The organism is Kribbella sp. NPDC050820 (assembly GCF_040653975.1).
Lineage (GTDB): Bacteria > Actinomycetota > Actinomycetes > Propionibacteriales > Kribbellaceae > Kribbella.
Map to the genome: position 1 here is coordinate 1 of NZ_JBFAHB010000078.1, position 19,607 is coordinate 19,607.

17 protein-coding genes are annotated in these 19,607 nt (G+C 69.5%); 4 read left to right on the forward strand and 13 right to left on the reverse strand.

The features are described 5' to 3' along the window. Positions 1-67: 67 nt before the first annotated feature. The 5 genes from AB0H36_RS40015 to metH all read right to left on the reverse strand — a co-directional run bounded on the left by AB0H36_RS40015 (position 68) and on the right by metH (position 8,907). Complete coding sequence (locus AB0H36_RS40015; protein ID WP_360535862.1) at positions 68-1,825, reverse strand: ABC transporter substrate-binding protein; 1,758 nt, start codon at positions 1,823-1,825, stop codon at positions 68-70. 51 nt (positions 1,826-1,876) lie between these two features. Then, a complete protein-coding gene (locus tag AB0H36_RS40020) occupies positions 1,877-2,872 on the reverse strand; it encodes an ABC transporter permease (RefSeq protein WP_360535864.1) in 996 nt (331 codons plus the stop codon). A gap of 229 nt (positions 2,873-3,101) precedes the next feature. Continuing rightward, entirely contained in the window at positions 3,102-4,664 is a 1,563-nt protein-coding gene (locus AB0H36_RS40025) for an ABC transporter substrate-binding protein (protein ID WP_360535866.1), read from the reverse strand. Positions 4,665-4,786: 122 nt separating this feature from the next. Then, positions 4,787-5,437, reverse strand: a complete 651-nt coding sequence (locus tag AB0H36_RS40030) for an HAD family phosphatase (protein ID WP_360535868.1) — start codon at positions 5,435-5,437, stop codon at positions 4,787-4,789. Next, positions 5,434-8,907 (reverse strand): methionine synthase, encoded by a 3,474-nt coding sequence (gene metH, locus AB0H36_RS40035; RefSeq protein ID WP_360535870.1) that lies wholly within the window; start codon positions 8,905-8,907, stop codon positions 5,434-5,436. The genes AB0H36_RS40030 and metH overlap by 4 nt, the downstream gene beginning before the upstream one ends. 166 nt (positions 8,908-9,073) lie before the next feature. Here metH and AB0H36_RS40040 point away from each other — a divergent pair, with 166 nt between their 5' ends. Beyond that, positions 9,074-9,919: a PAC2 family protein gene (locus AB0H36_RS40040; protein WP_360535872.1), complete on the forward strand. Its 846-nt coding sequence runs from the start codon at positions 9,074-9,076 to the stop codon at positions 9,917-9,919. Positions 9,920-10,100: 181 nt separating this feature from the next. Here the strand turns inward: AB0H36_RS40040 and AB0H36_RS40045 are convergent, their stop codons facing one another. Next, positions 10,101-10,463 (reverse strand): MerR family transcriptional regulator, encoded by a 363-nt coding sequence (locus AB0H36_RS40045; RefSeq protein ID WP_360535874.1) that lies wholly within the window; start codon positions 10,461-10,463, stop codon positions 10,101-10,103. A gap of 55 nt (positions 10,464-10,518) precedes the next feature. On the opposite strand from AB0H36_RS40045, the gene AB0H36_RS40050 reads away from it, so the two are divergent. Then, positions 10,519-11,376, forward strand: coding sequence for a polysaccharide deacetylase family protein (locus AB0H36_RS40050; RefSeq protein WP_360535876.1), 858 nt, complete (start codon positions 10,519-10,521; stop codon positions 11,374-11,376). Here AB0H36_RS40050 and mshC read toward each other — a convergent pair. Continuing rightward, positions 11,334-12,560, reverse strand: a complete 1,227-nt coding sequence (gene mshC / locus AB0H36_RS40055; protein ID WP_360535878.1) for a cysteine--1-D-myo-inosityl 2-amino-2-deoxy-alpha-D-glucopyranoside ligase — start codon at positions 12,558-12,560, stop codon at positions 11,334-11,336. The two genes, AB0H36_RS40050 and mshC, sit on opposite strands and share 43 nt — an antisense overlap. Before the next feature lie 87 nt (positions 12,561-12,647). Then, complete coding sequence (locus AB0H36_RS40060; protein ID WP_360535880.1) at positions 12,648-13,454, reverse strand: NAD(P)H-binding protein; 807 nt, start codon at positions 13,452-13,454, stop codon at positions 12,648-12,650. An 85-nt stretch (positions 13,455-13,539) separates the two neighbouring features. On the opposite strand from AB0H36_RS40060, the gene AB0H36_RS40065 reads away from it, so the two are divergent. Next, a complete protein-coding gene (locus tag AB0H36_RS40065) occupies positions 13,540-14,454 on the forward strand; it encodes an AraC family transcriptional regulator (RefSeq protein WP_360535882.1) in 915 nt (304 codons plus the stop codon). Here AB0H36_RS40065 and AB0H36_RS40070 read toward each other — a convergent pair. Genes AB0H36_RS40070 through AB0H36_RS40080 form a run of 3 tightly spaced genes read right to left on the reverse strand, consistent with a single transcriptional unit; the run spans position 14,409 to position 16,480 of the window. Then, a complete protein-coding gene (locus AB0H36_RS40070) occupies positions 14,409-15,200 on the reverse strand; it encodes an SCO1664 family protein (protein WP_360535884.1) in 792 nt (263 codons plus the stop codon). The genes AB0H36_RS40065 and AB0H36_RS40070 overlap by 46 nt on opposite strands. Beyond that, the gene (locus AB0H36_RS40075) at positions 15,197-15,772 is read right to left on the reverse strand and encodes a DUF3090 family protein (protein WP_360535886.1); all 576 of its coding nucleotides are present in this window, start codon (positions 15,770-15,772) and stop codon (positions 15,197-15,199) included. Before AB0H36_RS40075 ends, AB0H36_RS40070 begins: the two co-directional genes overlap by 4 nt. A 12-nt stretch (positions 15,773-15,784) precedes the next feature. After that, complete coding sequence (locus AB0H36_RS40080; protein ID WP_360535888.1) at positions 15,785-16,480, reverse strand: MSMEG_4193 family putative phosphomutase; 696 nt, start codon at positions 16,478-16,480, stop codon at positions 15,785-15,787. Between the two features lie 69 nt (positions 16,481-16,549). Between AB0H36_RS40080 and corA the strand changes: the two genes are divergently transcribed. Continuing rightward, positions 16,550-17,521 (forward strand): magnesium/cobalt transporter CorA, encoded by a 972-nt coding sequence (gene corA / locus AB0H36_RS40085; protein ID WP_360535890.1) that lies wholly within the window; start codon positions 16,550-16,552, stop codon positions 17,519-17,521. 188 nt (positions 17,522-17,709) lie between these two features. On the opposite strand, the gene AB0H36_RS40090 is transcribed toward corA, so the two are convergent. Both AB0H36_RS40090 and AB0H36_RS40095 read right to left on the reverse strand, forming a co-directional pair. Next, entirely contained in the window at positions 17,710-18,537 is an 828-nt protein-coding gene (locus AB0H36_RS40090; RefSeq protein WP_360535892.1) for an undecaprenyl-diphosphate phosphatase, read from the reverse strand. After that, positions 18,538-19,590 carry an LLM class F420-dependent oxidoreductase gene (locus tag AB0H36_RS40095; protein ID WP_360535894.1) on the reverse strand — a complete coding sequence of 351 codons (1,053 nt, stop codon included), beginning with the start codon at positions 19,588-19,590 and terminating at the stop codon, positions 18,538-18,540. Between the last annotated feature and the right edge of the window lie 17 nt (positions 19,591-19,607).

The following is a 19,607-nucleotide window of genomic DNA, read 5'->3' on the forward strand; positions in this document are numbered from 1 at the left end:
GCCGGTGGTACCGGACCGGGCGCCTGCTGCCTTCACCTGCCTATCGGAGTGGGGTGGTGCCGGACTTTTACTTGACGCCCATGGAGAGGTAGTCGTACATGCCGTAGGCATCGCTGAAGTAGACGTTCGTCAGCCGGTCACTGCGAACCATCAGGATCTTCGCCCAGAGCGCCGGGTAGACAACTGCCTCCTCCATCACGCGCTTGTCGATGTCGCCGTACATCTGGTCGCGCTTGGCCTTGTCGGGCTCGACCGACGCGGCGTCCAGCGCCTTGTCGACGTCCGGGATCCGCACGCTGATGTTGGACGAGCCACCGGTCTCCCGGATCACCCGGCTGTCGACGATCTGCGACAGGAAGCCGAAGCCGTCGTTCCAGTCCGCGCCCCAGCTGTTGGTGGCCAGGCCCAGCCCGTTCTTCCGGGCGTACGGCGGGTTGCCCGCGTACGTCGAGAAGTAGTCACCGGTCGGGAAGCCCTTCAGCACCACGTTGATGCCGACCCGCTTCAGGGACTGCTGGACCGACTCGGCCGCCGCCTTCTCCTTCGGCCGGTCGCTGCGGAAGGCCATGTTGACGGTGAAGCCGTTCGGCTGACCGCAGGCCGTCAGGCTCTCCTTGGCCTTGTTCACGTCACCCTTGTGGTCGTCGCCGTTCGGGTACGTGTTCATCTCCTTGAACCCGTCGATCGACGGCGGCATCAGGCCGGTGGCAAGCTGCCCGCCGGCGAACTCGCCGCCGTACGCGGTCTGGTAGCCGACCTGGTCGACGCCGTACATGATCGCCTTGCGGCACTCGATGTTGTCGAGCGGCTTCACCTGCGGGTTGACCGACATGTACTGCAGCCGCGCGATCGTCGGGTTGTCGGCGCGCTTCTTCAGCTCCGGGTCGCTCAGGATCTTGCCCTGCGCGGCGGCCTGCACGCCGGTGCCGGCGATGTCGACGTCCAGGTCACCGGAGATCAGCCGGTTGTCCAGGTCGTTCGCCTCGGTCTTGAGGGTGATCTCGTAACCGTCCGGCAGCGCCTTGCGGATCGGGTCGGTGGCCTGGTCCCACTGCGGGTTGCGCTTCAGCGTGTAGGACTTGCCGGTCTCCACCTTGTCGAACATGTACGGACCGGTCGAGATCACGTGCTCGCGGTACTTCGCGCCCGTGTCCTTGGCCGCCGGGACCGGCGCGGTCTGCGACAGCGCGGCCAGGTTGTCGAAGCCGGCGAACGGCTGCTTCAGGTGGAACACGATCGTCGAGTCGTCCGGGGTGGTGATCGCCGAGTCGGTGTTCACGCCCTTCGACTTGTACGGGCCCTTGTAGCCGGCCGGCAGGTTCAGCATGCTGTCGAAGTACGCCGGGCCGTTCGGGAAGGTCTCCTTGTCGATGGACCGCAGGACGGCGTACTTGACGTCCGCGGACTTGACCTCCGTGCCGTCCTCGAACTTGACGCCCTTGCGGAGCTTGTACGTCCAGGTCTTCCCGCCGTCACTCGACTGGCCGAGGCTCTCGGCGAGGTCGGGGACGATCTCGTTGCTCGCCTTGCCCGGCGCCGGCTTGTACATGACCAGCGGACGGGCATAGGTCCGCAGGAAGTCCCAGGACATGCCGTAGTAGGTCTCACCCGGGTCGGGGGTGTCCCAGTCGTCGGAGTGCGCCATCTTGATGATGCCGCCCTTCTTGTCCGACTCGTTGAACACCTTGTCCAGGGCGGCGTTGAACTCGGCCGTCGTGCCCCCCGACGTGTCGGTGCTGGTGTCCCCGCCACCACCGCAAGCGGACAGCCCCAGCGTGAGTGCGGCCGCGCTCGCGACCGCGAACCTCCATCGCTTCGTTCTCATCTCCCGGTACACCCTCCTCATTACGCGAACCGGCGCCATCGCGGGTTCGGTCTATCGGGCACGGGGGTCGAGTGCGTCGCGCAGCCCGTCCCCGAACAGGTTGAAAGCCAGCACCGTGACGAAGATCGCCAGCCCAGGCCAGAGCATGAAGTGCGGCATCGTGTAGAAGGCCACCGCGTCGGACAGCATGCCGCCCCAGGTCGCGGTGGGCGGCCGGATACCCACGCCGAGGAACGACAACGCCGCCTCGAACAGGATGTTGGTCGGAATCAGGAGCGTCGCGTAGACCAGGATCGGGGCGACCAGGTTGGGCAGCAGCTCGGTGACCAGGATGTACGGCCGCCGCGCGCCCAGGCTGCGGGACGCGTCGACGAACTCGCGCTCGCGCAACGAGAGCGTCTGCCCGCGGATGATGCGGCCGATGTACGGCCAACTGAAGAACCCGATGATGAAGATCAGCAGCAGGATCCGCAGGGAGTCTCCCTGTAGCCCGAACGCGTCGTCCGGGATGACACCGGCCAGCGCGATCGCGAACAGCAGCAGCGGGAAGGCCAGGAAGATGTCCATCAGCCGGCTGATCACCGCGTCGACCCAGCCGCCGAAGTAGCCGGCGATGATGCCCATCGTGGTGCCGATCGCCACCGACAGCAGGGTGGCGAAGAACGCGATCAGCAGCGAGATCCGGGACCCGTAGACGACCCGGCTGAAGATGTCCCGCCCGTTCACCGGCTCGACGCCGAACAGGTGGTCCCAGCTCATCGCCCCGAACCGGCCGATCGGCGCCAGCGTGCCGCCCTTGGTGTCGATCAGGTCCTGGTGGAACTCGTTCGGCGGATGCCCGAGCAGCTTCACGATCAGCGGCGCGAAGATGGCGATCACGATGAGCACCACGATGAAGATGCCCCCGGCGATCGCGACCCGGTCACGCTTCAGGCGGCTCCAGGCGATCTGGGACAGCGATCGGCCCTCGATCCGCCGCGCACCGGCCAGGACGGCTTCGGGATCCGCCGCCGTCGAGCCGGGCTCGACCTCGAGTGGTGTCGTCACGCGTTACATGCCCCCTCGTGGTTGTGGTCGGCGTGTCATGCCGCCGCCTTAACCTGCCGCCATTACACGCCGGAGTCAAACGCGAAAAGTGCTGCGTTGCCCGATCGTGATCGTCAGGAAATCGTCCCGTATCGTGGACATTCGGCAGTAAACCACGGTGTCGTACCCAGGGTCGCCAGAGCCTGGCGAACCGTTACTGTCATGGCATTTTTGTGTCACACCGGATTCGTCACCGGCGGAGGCCGGACAAGTACAGGAACGAGAGCGGGTTGAGCGCGCCCTCGACGTTCTCGAGGTCCTTCCCGGCGACCACCGTGAGCCGGCCCTGCCAGCTCGGGATCACTGGCGCCTCCTTGGCGAGCACTCCCTGTAGCTGACCCAGCAGCTTGTCCCGCTCGAGCCCGTTCTGCTCGGTCGTCTCCTGCTCGCGCAGGGCCGCCGCGGCCGCCGAGCGGTAGCCGCTGTTGAACTCTCCGGTCGCCGCGACGAACGGCGCCAGGTAGTCGTCCGCGTCCGGGTACTCCGGGATCCAGCCACCTTGGTAGAGGTCGTAGGCCCCGGCCTTGATGAGCTGCTGGTACTGCGGCCACTCCGCGCTCCGCAGCGTCACCCGGAACAACCCGGACGCTTCAAGCTGCCGCTTGAGCTCGAGCACCTCGTTCTTCGCGCCGGCGCCGTACTGCGACGGCGTCCAGCCGATCGTCAGCGGCACCGGTACGGCGATGCCCGCCTGCTTGAGGATCGCGGCGGCCGCCGCCTTGCTCGGCTCCTTGTACTCGCTCCGGAACGCGTCGGCCTGACCACCGAACCCCGGCGGTACGACGGAGTACAGCGGCGTCACGTGGTCGCCGTACGCCTTCTTCACGATCGCCGGGCGGTCGATCAGCTGCGCGACAGCACGCCGGACGGCGGGTTTGCGCGCCGTCAGCGACTTCATCTGGAAGGCGAAGAACCGGATCGCGGCGTAGTCGGACTCGACCACCTGCACCTGGTCGGACTTGCGCAGCCGGTCCAGCAGGCTCGGGCCGAACCCGTGGAACGCCACGTCGGCCTTGCCGGTGGTGATCGCCTGGTAGAGCGCGGTCGAGTCCTTCAGCAGGGTGAGCTCGACGCCGTCGTTCCGCGCGCCGCGCGGGCCCTTGTAGCCGGCGAACTTCTCCAGCGTGACCGACTGCCCCGGGCGGTACGCGGCCAGCTGGTACGGGCCGCTGCCCATCGCCTTGGTGTCGAGCAGCTTGTTCGGCGGGTAGTACTCCTGGTCGACGATCGACCCGGCGGTGGTGGTCAGCAGGTACGGCAGCCGGGCGTCCGGGCGCTTCAGGTTGAACACCGCGGTCAGGTCGTCCGGGGTGCTGACCGACGTCACCGAGGAGAACAGCGCGGCCGGGCTCGTCGGAGTCCTCAGCCGCAGCATCCGCTCGAAGCTGAACTTCACGTCCGCGGACGTCAGCTCGTGCCCGTTCGGGAAGGTCAGGCCTTCCTTCAGGCTGCAGGTGTACGTCGTCGGCGAGTCGAACTGGCAGTCCGCGGCGTCCGGCACCGGGGTCGGCTTGCCCGGCATGATCGTCAGCAGCGTCTGGTACAGGTTCGCCTGGACGGTCCGGGAGCTCACGTCGTACGGCCCGGCCGGGTCCAGCGAGCCGATCGTGTCGGTGGTGGCGACCCGCACCAGCATCGCCTTCGGGGTCTCGCTGCCCTGGTGCGGCGCGTTGTCGTCCGGCTCCCCACACGCCGCCAGCCCCAGCACGAGCGCGGCCGACACCGCGACCCGGCACCACGACACGATCACCATCTCACCCTTCCCCAGCCCACAACCCGTAACAACGCCCCAAGTGTCCCGGGGTGACGAGTGCTTGAACGATGGCGGCGCAATCGTCACCGCGGGACGCTTCGGCCACAAGTGACGGTACTGCGTCAGCGGAGCAACGTGCGGAGTGTCTCGGGGGTGATCGGTTCCAGTGAGTCGAGTACCAGGCGGCGCGGGGCCTCCGGGATCGTCACCCACTGCGGTACGGCGAGCACGTAGGCGCCGGCCGCCGTACCCGCCTCGGTACCCGTGTTCGAGTCCTCGATCACCACGCACTGGGCCGGGTCCACGCCGAGCTTCGCGGCCGCGGTCAGGTACGGCTCCGGGTGCGGCTTGCCGTTCACCACCTCGTCACCGGCGACGATCACGTCGAACGGCTCCGGCGGCAGGTGCGTGAGCACCGCGTCGATCATCACCCGGTACGACGCCGAGACCAGAGCACACGGCACCTCCGCCTTGCGCAGCGCCCGCAGCAGCTCGAGCGCGCCGGGCCGGAACTCGACCTCACGCCGCAGCGCGTCGACCACGGCCCCGAACATCCGCTCCGCGAGCTCGTCGGCCGTGATCACCCCGTCCGGGATCCGCGCCATCCAGACCTTGACCGCGTCCCGCAGGTCGCTGCCGACCAGCGTCATGCAGTCCTCGACCGTCCACACCGCCCCCAGCGAGGCGAGCAACTCGATCTGCACCTCCGCCCAAACCTTCTCGGAGTCGACCAACGTCCCATCCATGTCCCATAGCACCGCTTGAAGGGTCATGAGGCGTTGAAGTATTTGGCTTCGGGGTGGTGCACCACCAGGGCGTCGGTGGATTGTTCGGGGTGCAACTGCAACTCCTCCGATAGGTGAACGCCGATCCGGTCCGGCTCGAGCAACCGCACCAGTTTCTCGCGGTCCTCCAAGTCCGGACATGCCGGGTACCCGAACGAGTACCGCGACCCCCGGTAGGCCTGGTCCCGGAGCATCCCGTCCAGCTCCCCGTCCTCGCCGCCGAACCCGAGCTCGGCGCGGACCCGGGCGTGCCAGTACTCGGCCAGTGCCTCGGTCAGCTGCACCGACAGCCCGTGTAGCTCCAGGTACTCGCGGTAGGCATTCCGACCGAACAGCTCACCGGTCACCTCGGCCACCTTCGGCCCCATCGTGACCAGGTGGAACGCGACCACGTCGAGCTCGCCGGACTCCTTCGGCCGGAAGAAGTCCGCCAGGCACAGGAACCGGTCCCGGCGCTGCCGCGGAAACTCGAACCGGTGCAGCTCGGCGTGGTCCGCCGGGTCCAGCACGACCAGCGCGTTGCCCTCGGAGTAGCACGGCCAGTACCCGTACACGACGGCCGCCTCCATGATCCCGTCGGTGAGGATCCGGTCCATCCACATCCGCAGCCGCGGCCGTCCCTCGGTCTCGACGAGCTCGTCGTACGACGGACCCTCGGCGCCCCGCGTCCCGCGCAGACCCCACTGGCCGAGGAACGTGGCCCGCTCGTCCAGGTAGCCGGCGTAGTCCGCGAGCGGGATCCCCTTGACGATCCGCGAGCCCCGGAACGGCGGCTCCGGCACAACGTTGTCCACGGCAACATCCGACCGGGCCGGCACCTCGTCGAGCGGCCGGTCGAGCACCCGGGTCGCCGACCGCACCCGGCGTTCGCGGCGCTCGGGCAGCGCGGCGCCCGGAACGCCGCGCTTGACCGCCATCGCGGCGTCCATCAACCGCAGTCCCTCGAAGGCGTCCCGCGCGTACCGGACCTCGCCCTCGAACAGGCTGCCGAGATCCTGCTCGACGTACGCGCGGGTGAGCGCGGCGCCGCCGAGGAGGACCGGCCAGCGCTTGGCCAGGCCGCGCTGGTTCAGCTCCTCGAGGTTCTCCTTCATCACCACGGTCGACTTCACCAGCAGGCCGGACATCCCGATCACGTCGGCCTTGTGCTCCTCGGCCGCCTCCAGGATCGCGTTCACCGGCTGCTTGATGCCCATGTTGACCACGCTGTAGCCGTTGTTGGTCAGGATGATGTCGACCAGGTTCTTGCCGATGTCGTGCACGTCGCCCTTGACCGTCGCCAGCACGATCGTGCCCTTGCCCTCGTCGTCGGTCTTCTCGATGTGCGGCTCGAGGTGCGCGACACAGGTCTTCATCACCTCGGCCGACTGCAGCACGAACGGCAGCTGCATCTGCCCGGACCCGAACAGCTCGCCGACCACCTTCATCCCGGCGAGCAGGTCGTCGTTGATGATGTCGAGCGCGGACTTCGCCGTCAGCGCCTCGTCCAGGTCGGCCTCGACGCCGTTGCGCTCGCCGTCGATGATCCGCTGCCGCAGCCGCTCGGCCAGCGGGAGCGCGGCCAGCTCCTCCAGCTTGCTCGCCTTCAGGTCCGACGCCTTCACGTCGGCGAACAACTCCAGCAGCCGCTGCAGCGGGTCGTACCCTTCCTGTCGCCGGTCGTAGATCAGGTCCAGCGCCGCCTCGCGCTGCTCGTCCGGGATCTTCGCCACCGGCATGATCCGGCTCGCATGCACGATCGCCGAGTCCAGTCCGGCCTGCACGCACTCGTGCAGGAACACCGAGTTCAGCACGTGCCGCGCCGCCGGGTTGAGGCCGAACGAGATGTTCGACAGGCCGAGCACGGTCTGCACGTCGGGCCGCCGCCGCTTCAGCTCGCGGATCGCCTCGATCGTCTCGATGCCGTCCCGCCGCGACTCCTCCTGCCCGGTCGCCAGCGTGAACGTCAGGCAGTCGATCAGCACGTCGTGCCCGGCGATCCCGTAGTCGCGCTCCAGCGTGTCCAGCAGCCGCTCCGCGATCGCCACCTTGTTCGCTGCGGTCCGCGCCTGCCCCTCCTCGTCGATGGTCAGCGCGACGACGGCAGCGCCGTACTCCTGCGCCAGACCGGCGATCCGCGCGAACCGGGATCCCTCCGCCTCGCCGTCCTCGAAGTTCACCGAGTTCAGCGCGCAGCGTCCGCCGAGCAGGTCAAGGCCTGCCTGCAGTACGGCGGGCTCGGTCGAGTCGAGCATGATCGGCAGCGTCGAGGCGGTCGCCAGCCGGCCGGCGATCTCCTTCATGTCGGCGACACCGTCCCGGCCGACGTAGTCGACGCACAGGTCGAGCAGGTGCGCGCCGTCCCGGATCTGCGCCCGGGCGATCTCGACGCAGCCCTCCCAGTCCTCGGCCAGCATCGCCTCGCGGAACGCCTTCGACCCGTTCGCGTTCGTCCGCTCCCCGATCGACAGGTAGGACGTGTCCTGCTGGAAGGGGACGTGCTGGTACAGGCTCGAGACGCCCGCCTCCGGCTGCGGCTCCCGCTCCCGGACCGGACGGCCGCCGACCCGCTCGACCACGTGCCGGAGGTGCTCGGGTGTCGTACCGCAGCAGCCGCCGACCAGGGACAGGCCGTAGCTGTTGACGAACGTCTCGTGGGCGTCGGCCAGCTCCTCCGGGGTCAGCGGGTAGAAGGCGCCGTCGGCAGTGAGTTGCGGGAGGCCCGCGTTCGGCATGCAGGTCAGCGGGATGGTCGAGTGCCTGGAGAGGTAGCGCAGGTGCTCGCTCATCTCCTTCGGGCCGGTCGCGCAGTTCAGGCCGATCAGGTCGATGCCGAGCGGTTCGAGAGCGGTCAGCGCGGCGCCGATCTCGGACCCGAGCAGCATCGTCCCGGTGGTCTCGACCGTCACCGAGACGATCACCGGGATCGTCGAGCCGGCCGCTTCGAGAGCCTGCCGGGCGCCGATCACGCTGGCCTTGGTCTGCAGCAGGTCCTGCGTGGTCTCGACCAGGATCGCGTCGGCGCCCCCGTCGATCAGTCCGCGGGCAGTGTCGGCGTACGCGTCCCGCAGGGTCGTGAACGTGGTGTGACCGAGGGTCGGCAGCTTGGTGCCCGGGCCGACGCTGCCGAGCACGAACCGCGGGTGGTCCGGCGTCGAGGCCGCGTCCGCCGCCTCCCGGGCCAGCCGGGCGCCGGCCTCGCTCAGCTCGTAGATCCGGTCGGCGATGCCGTACTCCCCCAGGTTGGCGAAGTTGGCGCCGAAGGTGTTCGTCTCGACGCAGTCCACGCCGACGCCGAAGTACGCCGCGTGGATCTCGCGCACGACGTCCGGACGGGTCAAGTTGAGGATCTCGTTGCACCCCTCGTGACCCTCGAACTCGTCCAGCGACAGGTCGTAGGACTGCAGCATCGTGCCCATCGCGCCGTCGGCCACCACCACCCGCTCGGCGAGCACCTGCCGCAGGTCGGGTCTGGTCACGAGTCCTCCAGGGTCGGTTTGGACGCGGATCTCACATCGTAGTCGGGGCCGCGACACTTTCCGCTGGACGTGAAACGAGGCGCGCTGCGGCGTCCGACCCCGTAGGCTGGCTATCCGGTTTCCGGCGACCCCGCCGGATGGCACAGAGACGACAGGGGGCCTGCGAGTGGTTGACCTCGCGAACCTGAGGGACCCGGTCGTGATCGCCGCGTTCGAGGGCTGGAACGACGCGGCGGAGGCGGCCACCGGAGCGGTCGACCACCTGATCGACGAGTGGGACGCCGAGCTCGTCACCGCGATCGACCCCGAGGACTACTACGACTTCCAGGTGAACCGGCCGCAGGTCGGCTTCGACGACGACGGCGTCCGGCGGATCACCTGGCCGACCACCCGGATCTACCTGGCCCGGCCCGACGACACCGGCCGGGACGTGCTGCTGATCCGCGGGATCGAGCCGAACATGCGCTGGCGCGGGTTCTGCCAGGAACTGCTGGAGGTCGTCGACGAGTCGAACTCGCAGCTCGTCGTCGTGCTCGGCGCGCTGCTCGCCGACTCCCCGCACACCCGGCCGATCCCGGTCTCGGCGACGTCGAGCGACCCGGAGCTGACCGCGTCCTGGAGCCTGGAGCCGTCTACGTACGAGGGCCCGACCGGCATCACCGGGGTGTTCGCCGACCTGTGCGGCACCCTCGGCGTGCCGGCGGTGTCGATCTGGTCGGCGATCCCGCACTACATCGCCGGCAGCCCGTGCCCGAAGGCGTCACTGGCGCTGCTGGGCAAGGTCGAGGCGCTGCTGGACCTGCAGATCCCGGAGGGCGAGCTGCCCGAGCTGGCCCGGGCCTGGCAGCGCGGCGCCGACGAGCTCAGCGAGGAGGACCCCGAGGTCGCGGAGTACGTGCACTCCCTCGAGGAGCAGCGCGACACCGCCGACCTGCCGGAAGCCTCCGGCGACGCGATCGCCGCCGAGTTCGAGCGCTACCTGAAGCGCCGCAACAAAAACCACCCCGACTGACCCAGGCACGGCCTTTGGTCACTCTACCGTGGCGTAACTTCACGGATCGTCCTATTGTCATCGGACGATGGTGGGCGGAAGCCACGGGGAGCGGGGATCTTTGCGTAGGTCGCGGGCGGACGAACGGGGCGGTGGCTCGGCCAGTTCATCGACACACACCACGATCACAGGCTGACGGAGGTCACAGCTCCCGGGCGGCGGCCGAGATCACCTCGTCGAGGACTGCGCGGGATCTCGCCAGGTCGGCGATCATGTGGTCGATGCGGTCGCGCTCGGCGGTCAGCGAGGTGACGAGCTCGGGGGTGGCGCGCTCGTTCGGGCCGCCGTCGGGGTCGCGCATGCACGGGAGGAGCTCGCCGATCTTCTTGCTGTGCAGCCCGGCCGCGTACAGCTCCTGGATCAGAATCACCCGGTCGACGGCGCGCTCGGCGTACTCCCGTTGGCCGCCCGGTGTCCGCTCCGACACGAGCAGGCCCTGCTCCTCGTAGTACCGCAACGACCGCTCGCTCACCCCGGTCCGCCGGGCCAGCTCCCCGATCCGCACGCTCCATCCTCCAGGGCTTGAACCTGACATTGATGTCAGATTTTACCGTGCCGGTATGACGCTCTTCGACTACAGCCCGATCACCGAACGCCCGTCCCTCTCCTGGCCCGACGGCAAGCGGGTCGCCTTCTACGTCGGCCTCAACGTCGAGCACTTCGTGCCCGACCGGCCGTCCACCAGCATCTGGCCGCTCGAGCTCACCCCGGACCCGCTCAACCACGGCTGGCGCGACTACGGCGCGCGGGTCGGGATCTGGCGGACCATGGACATCCTCGACCGGTACGGCGTCCGCGCCAGCGTGCTGCTGAACTCGGACGTCGCCGAGCACAACCCGCAGATCATCAAGGCCGGTGTCGAACGCGACTGGGCCTGGCTCGCGCACGGCAAGACCAACTCGACCCTGCACACCGGCCTGGAACCGGACGAGGAACGCAAGGTCCTCGCCGAGATCGTCGGCGCCATCGAGACCGCGACCGGCCGCCGGCCGCAGGGCTGGATGGGCCCGGGCCTGACCGAGACCCACAACACCCCGGCGCTGCTCGCCGAGCTCGGCCTGAGCTACGTGCTCGACTGGACGAACGACGACCAGCCGTACCGGCTCAACGTCCCCGGCATGCTCAGCGTCCCGTACACGGTCGAGCTGAACGACCTGCTGATCTTCCCGCGCGGCATCACCGGCCCCGAGTTCGTCCAGATGATCAAGGACCAGTACGACGTACTCCGGACCGAGGGTGGACGAGTCCTCCCGCTCGCTCTGCACCCGTTCGTGATCGGGCAGGCGTTCCGGGCGAAGTACCTCGACCGAGCGCTCGAGTTCCTCGCGTCACAGCCCGACGTCTGGCTGACCACGAGCGACGAGATCGCCGCCCACTACACCGCCAGCTTGACCCCGAGCAGCGCGTCGACGGCCTGAGCGACCAGCGCCGGCGCCTCTGTGTCGTCGCCGTTCGTCTCGGCCCAGGTGTCGATCGCGGACAGCGCGGCGACGGTGTCGAGGTCGTTCGTGAGCGCGGCCCGTACGGCGTCGACCGCGGCGGCACCGTCCGGGCCCGAGCCGCGGGTGATGGCGCCGCGCCAGACGTCCAGGCGCTCCTGTGCGTCGAGCAGCTCCGACGACGTCCAGAACCAGTCCGTGCGGTAGTGGTGCGCGAGCAGCGCCAGCCGGATCGCCATCGGGTCGGACCCGGCCAGGCGTTCCTTCGACACCAGCACCAGATTGCCCTTGGACTTTGACATCTTCTCGCCGTCCAGGCCGACCATCGCCTGGTGGACGTACGCGCGGGCGAACGGGTACTCCCCGGTCGCCACCTGGGCGCCGCTGGCCGACATCTCGTGGTGCGGGAAGATCAGGTCCGACCCGCCGCCCTGGACGTCGAACGTCATCCCGAGGTGCTCCAGCGCGATCGCCGAACACTCGACGTGCCAGCCCGGGCGGCCGCGGCCGAGCGGCGAGTCCCAGGCGGGTTCGCCCGGCCGCTCGTGCCGCCACAGCAGGCTGTCCAGCGGGTCCTGCTTGCCCTCGCGGTCCGGGTCCCCGCCGCGCTCGGCGAACAGGGCGTGCATGGTCTCCCGGTCGTAGTTCGACACGTTCCCGAAGGCCGGGTCCGCCTTCACCGCGAAGTACAGGTCGCCGTCGACCGAGTAGACCGCGCCGGCGCGCTGCAGGTCCTCGATCGCGCTCGCGACCAGGTCGATCGACTCGACCACGCCGACGTAGTTCTGCGGCGGGATCACCCGCAACGCGGTCATGTCGTCGCGGAATAGCTGGATCTCCTGCGCGGCCAGGTCGGTCCACTCGACGCCGGTCGCCGCGGCCCGCTCGAGCAGCGGGTCGTCGACGTCAGTGATGTTCTGCGTGTAGTGGACGTCGTACCCGGCGTCTCGCCAGAGCCGGTTGATCAGGTCGAACGTCACGTACGTCGCCGCGTGGCCCATGTGGGTCGCATCGTACGGCGTGATCCCGCACACATACATGCGCGCCGCGCCGCCGTCGGCCGGCGGCACCTCGACCGGCCCGCCGGACGCGGTGTCGTAGAGGCGCAGCCGCCGGGCCGGGCCCGGCACGACCGGGATGTCTGGTTTCGTCCACGCCTGCATGGGTTGGAGCTTATGCCAGCCCGGATTTCCCCGGCGCGACACGGTTCCAATCTCCGGTACCGCGGTCGTCGCGCCGGGTTGTCGCGGCTACTCTGCCCAGACCCTGTCGGCGTACGCCGCGAAGGTCGCCGGCGGGCGGCCGAGCAGGCGCTGGATGTCGCCGGTCGGCGTGGTCAGGTGGCCCTCGTGCATGATCTCGAACATCGCGTTCAGCTCGGTCGCGGCCTCCTCGGGCCAGTCGATGTCCAGCAGTTCGGCGCGGTACTGCGCCGGTGTCAGGGCGACGTACTCGATCGAGCGGCCGGAGACCTTCGCGATCACGTCCACCGCTTCGCCGAAGGTGAGCGACTCCGGGCCGGACAGCTCGTAGATCCGGGCGTCGTGGCCGGGTGAGGTCAGGATGGTCGCCGCGACCTCGGCCACATCGTCGACGTCCACGAACGGCTCCCGGACGTCCCCGGCCGGAAGGGCGAGCCGGCCTGCGAGCAGCGGCTCGTGCCAGAGGTCCTCGTCGAAGTTCTGGTCGAAGTTGTTCGACCGGAGGATCGTCCAGGCCACACCGGACGCCTGCACCGCGCGCTCGGCCTCGGCCATGCCCGCGCCGAAACGTCCGGCCGCCTTGTCCATGCCACGTCCCGAGAGCGCGACGAAGCGCCGAACCCCGGCATCCACAGCCTGGCGGACGAACGGCTCGATCAGCTTGGGATCCTCGGGCGCGATCAGGTAGACCGCGTCGATCTCCCGTACGGCGGCCGCCCACGTGCTCTGGTCCGCCCAGTCGAAGCGGGTCTCGCTCGACCGCGACGCGGCCCGTACCTCGGCGCCCTGCTCCCGCAGCCGGGCCACCACCCGGCGGCCGGTCTTACCTGTTGCCCCTAGCACCAAAATCGTCATGTCCCGAGTCAATCCGGTCTCGCCCGCAGACCCCATGGGCGACCGGACCGCGGGCATGTCCGTGCGGCCCACCTATCGTGGCTGGGTGGATCCTCTCGACGACCTGCTACGCGGCCTGCGTGCCGAGGGCGCCGTCCTCGGTACGTCGGTCCTCGCCCCGCCGTACGCGCTCCGCTTCGTCGACGGCGCGGCGCTGACCCTGTGTGCACCGCTGCTCGGCGACGGCTGGCTCGTCGTCGACGGCGCCGAACCACGCCTGATCCGGCCGGGCGAGACCGCGGTCGTCCGCGGGCCGGCCGAGTTCCTCTTCACCGACGATCCGGCGCGCCCAGGCCCGGCGATCGACGTGTACTGCGACGGCCGGGTCGACTCGCCCGGCCCGATCGACGCCGGCACAGTGCTGCTCGCCGGGGCGTACCACGTCCGGCAGGAGCTCCCACGGCGGCTCCTCGACGAGCTCCCGCCGCTGGTTGTCATCACCGAGGACCACGACTGCGCACCGCTGCGCGACTACCTGCAGGAGCGGATCGCCGCCGGTGCACTCGGCCGGCACGTCGGACTCGACCGGCTCCTCGACTGGCTGATGGTCTGCACACTGCGCGACTGGTTCGATGGCAATCCCCCGCCCTGGTACGACGCCCTCGGCGACGACGTGGTCGGCCCGGTCCTGCACGCGATGCACGGCTCGCCCGCAGCCGGCTGGACGCTCGCCGGGCTGGCTGAGGTCGCGACCGTCTCCCGGACGACCCTGGTACGACGCTTCACCGAACTGACCGGTCAGGCGCCACTCGCCTATCTCACCGAGCTTCGGATGACACTCGCGGCCGACCTCCTGACCGAGCCCGGCGCGACCGTCGCCACGGTCGCCCGCCGGGTCGGGTACGCCGATGCCTTCAGCTTCAGCGCCGCGTTCAAACGCGAACGCGGCGCGAACCCCAGCACCTATCTGCGCGGTCAGAAAGCGGGCCAGGGAATGGCCGGCCAGTCGTCGCTCGGGTAGGGGTAGACGCCGGTCTTGAGCAAAGTGGCGCACCGCTCGCGGGTCGCGGTCAGCTCGACCGCGGTGATCAGCTCGCACAGCTGCTGCCCGAGACCACCGGCAAGCCGGTCGGCCAGCTTGCGTACGTCGTCCAGCAACTCGGCAGGGATGGGTTCGCCGGCCCAGCCCCACAGCACCGTCCGCAGCTTGTCGTCCGCGTTGAACGTGACGCCGTGGTCGACGCCGTACACGCGGCCGTCGCCGGGGTTCAGCACGTGCCCGCCCTTGCGGTCGGCATTGTTGACCACGGCATCGAACACGGCCATCTTCCGCAGCGCGTCGGTGTCGGCGTGCACCAGCGTGACCGGGTTGTGCCGGCCGTCCAACGCGTCGAGGACGCCGAGCCATCCGGTCGGCACCCGGCCCTGCGGCACGATGTCGACCAGCTCGGTCTCCCCCGGGCCGAGCTCGGCCTCGTCGATCCACAGCTGCACCATGCCCTCGCCGAGCGGCCCGTCCCGCAGCAAGGTCGGCGGCACGACGGACCACCCGAGCGCCTCGGAGACGACGTACGACGCGTACTCGCGTTGCGCCAGCGTGCCGTCGGGGAAGTCCCACAGCGGCCGCTCGCCCTGGACCGGTTTGTAGACCACCGTCGCCGACTCCTCGCCCAGGCTCACCGAGCCCTGGAACGTGCCGTTCGACGCTGCCACCAGGCGGCCGTGCAACGACAGCTCCCCAGTGGCGAGCAGGTCCAGGTCGATCATTCCGGCAGGTGCCTGCGGTAGCCGTTGGCGCGCGGGCAGATGTGCCCGTCGGGATCGATCGGCCGCCCGCAGAACGGGCAGCTCGGCCGGCCGGACGCGACCAGCGCGACCGCCCGCCGGGCGAACGCGCGGGCCTGCTCCTCGCTGATCCGGACGATGAACACCTCGGCGTCCTCGGAGTCCATCGCGGCCTGCACCGGGTCGGTCTCCTCGAGCTCGGCCTGCTCGCCGGTGACCACCGAGAACACCTCGATCACCACCCGCTCGGCGTCGGCCTCCCAGGCCAGCGTCATGGTGCCGGCCCGGAACTCCTCCTCGATCGGCTGCTCCAGCGGGTCGGTGTCGTCGATCCCCGCCGGGGTCACCGGGTCCCGGTCGAACCGCCGGGCCACCTCGTCCAGCATCACGTCCAGCCGCTCCGCGAGCGCCATCACCTGCTCCTTCTCACAGGCCACCGACGTCAACCGGGTCCCGGCCCGGGCCTGCAGGAAGAACGTCCTCGCACCGGGTTCGCCCACGGTGCCCGCGACGAACCGGTCCGGGTCGTCGTAGGAATGCACAACTCGCGCCATACCTAGACCCTATTACCGTCCGCCGACGACCGCGTCCGAGGACTGCTTCCGGGTCCGCTTTCTGGCCGCCGGCTTCGGCACCAGGGACGCGAGCTCGCTGCCGGAGTCGTTCAGCCGGACCAGGAACGGGCGGGTCTTGGTGTAGGTGATGATCGTCGTCGTCGCGGTGTCCACGACGATCCGCTGGAACGTGTCGAGGTGCTGCGCGAGCGCGTCCGCGACGATCGCCTTGATCACGTCGCCGTGCGAGACCGCCACCCACAGCGCGCCGTCCCCGTGGCTCTGCGCCAGCGCTGCGTCATGCGCCCGTACGGCGTCCACCGCGCGCTGCTGCATCGCCCGCATCGACTCGCCGTTCGGGAACGTCACGGCCGACGGGTGCTGCTGCACGACCGGCCACAGCGGGTCCTTCATCAGCGTGGACAGCTTCTGCCCGGTCCAGTCGCCGTACCCGCACTCGGTCAGCCGGCGATCCGTTGCCGGACGCAACTCCGGATGGTGCTTCGCGATCGCCGCCGCGGTCTGCTTGCAGCGGTCCAGCGGCGAGGTGACGAGCGCCGCCAGCGGCAGCTCGGCCAGGCGCTGCGCGACCGCCTCGGCCTGCTGCAGCCCGGTCTCGTCCAGCTTCACCCCCGGCGTGCGGCCGGCCAGCGTGCCGGACGTGTTCGCGGCGCTACGACCGTGCCGAACCAGAATCACCGTGGGCATGGGTTGCACGTTATCCGGTCGAGCAAGTCGGGTCGCGCCAGGCGCGACCTCAGCTGACATGATGGGGGCGTGATCGTGGACTGCGGGGTGTATGCCGAGGGGGAACGGCAGGACCTGCCCAGGGATCCGGAGACCGTTGCCCAGGCCATCGACGACGACGGCCGGTGCTTCGGGTGGGTCGGGCTGCACGAGCCGTCGGACGCCGAGATGCGCCGGGTCCAGGGGCTCTTCGGCCTGCATGAGCTCGCCGTCGAGGACGCGCTCAAGGCCCACCAGCGGCCCAAGGTCGAGCGGTTCGGCGAGGCGATCGTCGTCGTACTGCGGACCCTCTGGTACGTCGACGAGGGCGACGCCGTGGAGACCGGCCAGCTGAGCGTCTTCATCGGCCCGCGGTACGTCGTCACCGTCCGGCACGGCGAAGGCGGAGAGCTGGCCACGGCGCGGCAGCAACTGGAGGAGCGCGCGTCCATGCTCGGTCACGGGCCGGCCGCCGTCCTGTGGGCGATCTGCGACTCGGTGGTTGACGACTACGAGGAGGTCGCCGAGCAGGTCGAGATCGACGTCGACGAGGTCGAGAGCTCGGTGTTCTCCCCCGAGCGCACCAGCGACGCCGAGCGGATCTACATGCTCAAGCGCGAGGTGCTCGAGATGCGCCGCGCCATCCAGCCGCTGCGCGACCCGATGGAGCAGTTCGCGCACGGCGTCCCCGGCGTCAGCCCGCAAGCCGCGCCGTTCTTCCGCGACGTCGCCGACCATGTCAACCGAGTCTCCGACCAGACCGAGGCCCTCGACGTCCTGCTCAGCTCGGCCCTCAACGCCCACCTCGCCCGAGTCTCGGTCCAGCAGAACGACGATATGCGCCGCATCTCTGCGTGGGTTGCCATCGCGGCGGTCCCGACCATGGTGGCCGGCATCTACGGCATGAACTTCGACAACATGCCCGAACTCCGCTGGCACTACGGCTACTACGCCGTACTCCTCCTGATGGCCACCGTCTGCTTCACCATGTACCGCTTCTTCCGCAAGGTCGGCTGGTTGTAGTCCCACCCACGCGTGCTCCCACCCCGCGGCTCGTCGCCGGTGCATCCCGTTGGGCTCCCGCCCGTCGGCCGCGGACCGCCAGGCCATCGCAATCACCCCACGGCCCGCGCACCGAGCGGGGCACCGCGGTGCGCCGCGGATTGTGATGGCCTGGCGGTCCGGTCCCCACTCACCCGGCGCCCCCCGCGTCAGGTGGCCGTGATCGTGCTCGTGGCCAGGAGGATGACGATCACGATGCCTACCAGGAGGCGGTAGAACGCGAAGATCTCCGTCGTGTGCTTGGCGACGAACTTCAGCAGCCACGCCACGGACGCATAGGCGACGACGAAGCTCACCACGGTTCCGACCAGGACCGGCACGATGCCGACGCTGCCGTCGAGGGCGTGTGGGAGCTCGAAGACGGCGGCTCCGACCAGGGCCGGGATGCCAAGCAAAAACGCCATCTTCGTCGCGGCGACCCGGTCCAGGCCGCAGAACAGGCCGGCGGCGATGGTCGCACCCGAGCGGGACACACCGGGGATCAGGGCCAGGCACTGGATGATGCCCATGATGACCGCGTCGATCAGGGTGATGCGGGTGAGCGGCCGGGACTTGCTGCTCAGCCGCTCGGCGGCGACCATCACGAAGGACCAGCCGATCAGCGACGCCGCGACCCACCACATGCTGCGCAGCGGACCGGAGATGATCTCCCGGCCAAGGTACCCGACGATGCAGATCGGGAGGGAGCCGACGATGACGAACCAGCCCATCCGGTGGTCGAACTCGCCGCGGTACTCGGGGTGCCGCAGGCCCTTGAACCAGGCGACGGCGTACGTCCGGATGTCCTTCCACATGAACAGCACCACGGCCGCGATCGCGCCGAACTGGATCACCGCGGTGAACGCGGTGATCGCCGGGTCGTCGATCTGCTGGCCGAGCATCTTCGAGGCGATGGTGAGGTGCCCGGTGCTTGACACCGGGAGGAACTCGGTGAGCCCCTCGACGATGCCCAGGATGATGGCTTCCCAGATGGACACCTACTCACCGACCCCGGCGAGCTCGAGGGCCTCGGCTACCGTGCGCAGGTCGGCGATCCGCTGCTCGACGGTCGGCGCGAACGGGGTCAGCGCGACCGTGGTCGCCCCGGCCTCGGCGTACGCGGTGAGCTTCTCGGCCATCCGCTCCTTGCCGCCGAGCAGCGAGATCGAGTCGATGAAGCCGTGCGGTACGGCGGCCATCGCGTCGCGGTGCTGCTTGGCCAGGTACAGGTCCTGGATCCGCTTGGCCTCCTCGGCGTACCCCATCCGGATCGCCAGGGCGTTGTAGAAGTTCTTCTCCCGGCTGCCCATGCCGCCGATGTAGAGAGCGGCGTACCCACGGATCGGGTCGGCCGCGACCTGCAGATCGTCACCGGTCATCACCGGCACGGACGCGACGACGTCGAACCCGTCGAGCCCTTCCGAACGAGCCTCGCGGCCCGTCGCGATGTGCTTCAACTGCTCTCCCAGATAGGCGGGGTCGTTCAGGATGCCGAGCCAGCCGTCGGCGATCTCGCCGGCCAGCTCGAGGTTCTTCGGGCCGACCGCGGCAAGGTACACCGGAACGTGGTCGCGGAGCGGGTGGATGGACAGCTTGAGCGGCTTGCCCGGGCCGCCGGGCAACGGCAGGGTGAAGTGCTCGCCCTCGAACGCCACGGTCTCACGTCGCATCGCCGCGTTCACAATCGCCACGTACTCCCGGGTGCGGGCCAGCGGCTTGTCGAACCGGACGCCGTGCCAGCCCTCGGACACCTGCGGGCCGGACACGCCGAGGCCGAGCCGGAACCGGCCGCCGGACAGCCGGTCCAGGGTGGCGGCGGTCATCGCGGTCATCGCCGGGGTCCGGGCCGGGATCTGGAAGACCGCGGCGCCGACGTCGATGGTCGAGGTCTGGGCGGCGATCCAGGTCAGCAGCGTGGCGGCGTCCGAGCCGTACGCCTCCGCGGCCCAGGTGACCGAGAAACCGAGCCGTTCGGCCTCCTTCACCAGCCTCAGATGATCCAGATGGTCGTCGCCACCGAAGACGAAGCCGATGTTGAGTCCGAGTCGCATGACAGGCGAGCCTAACG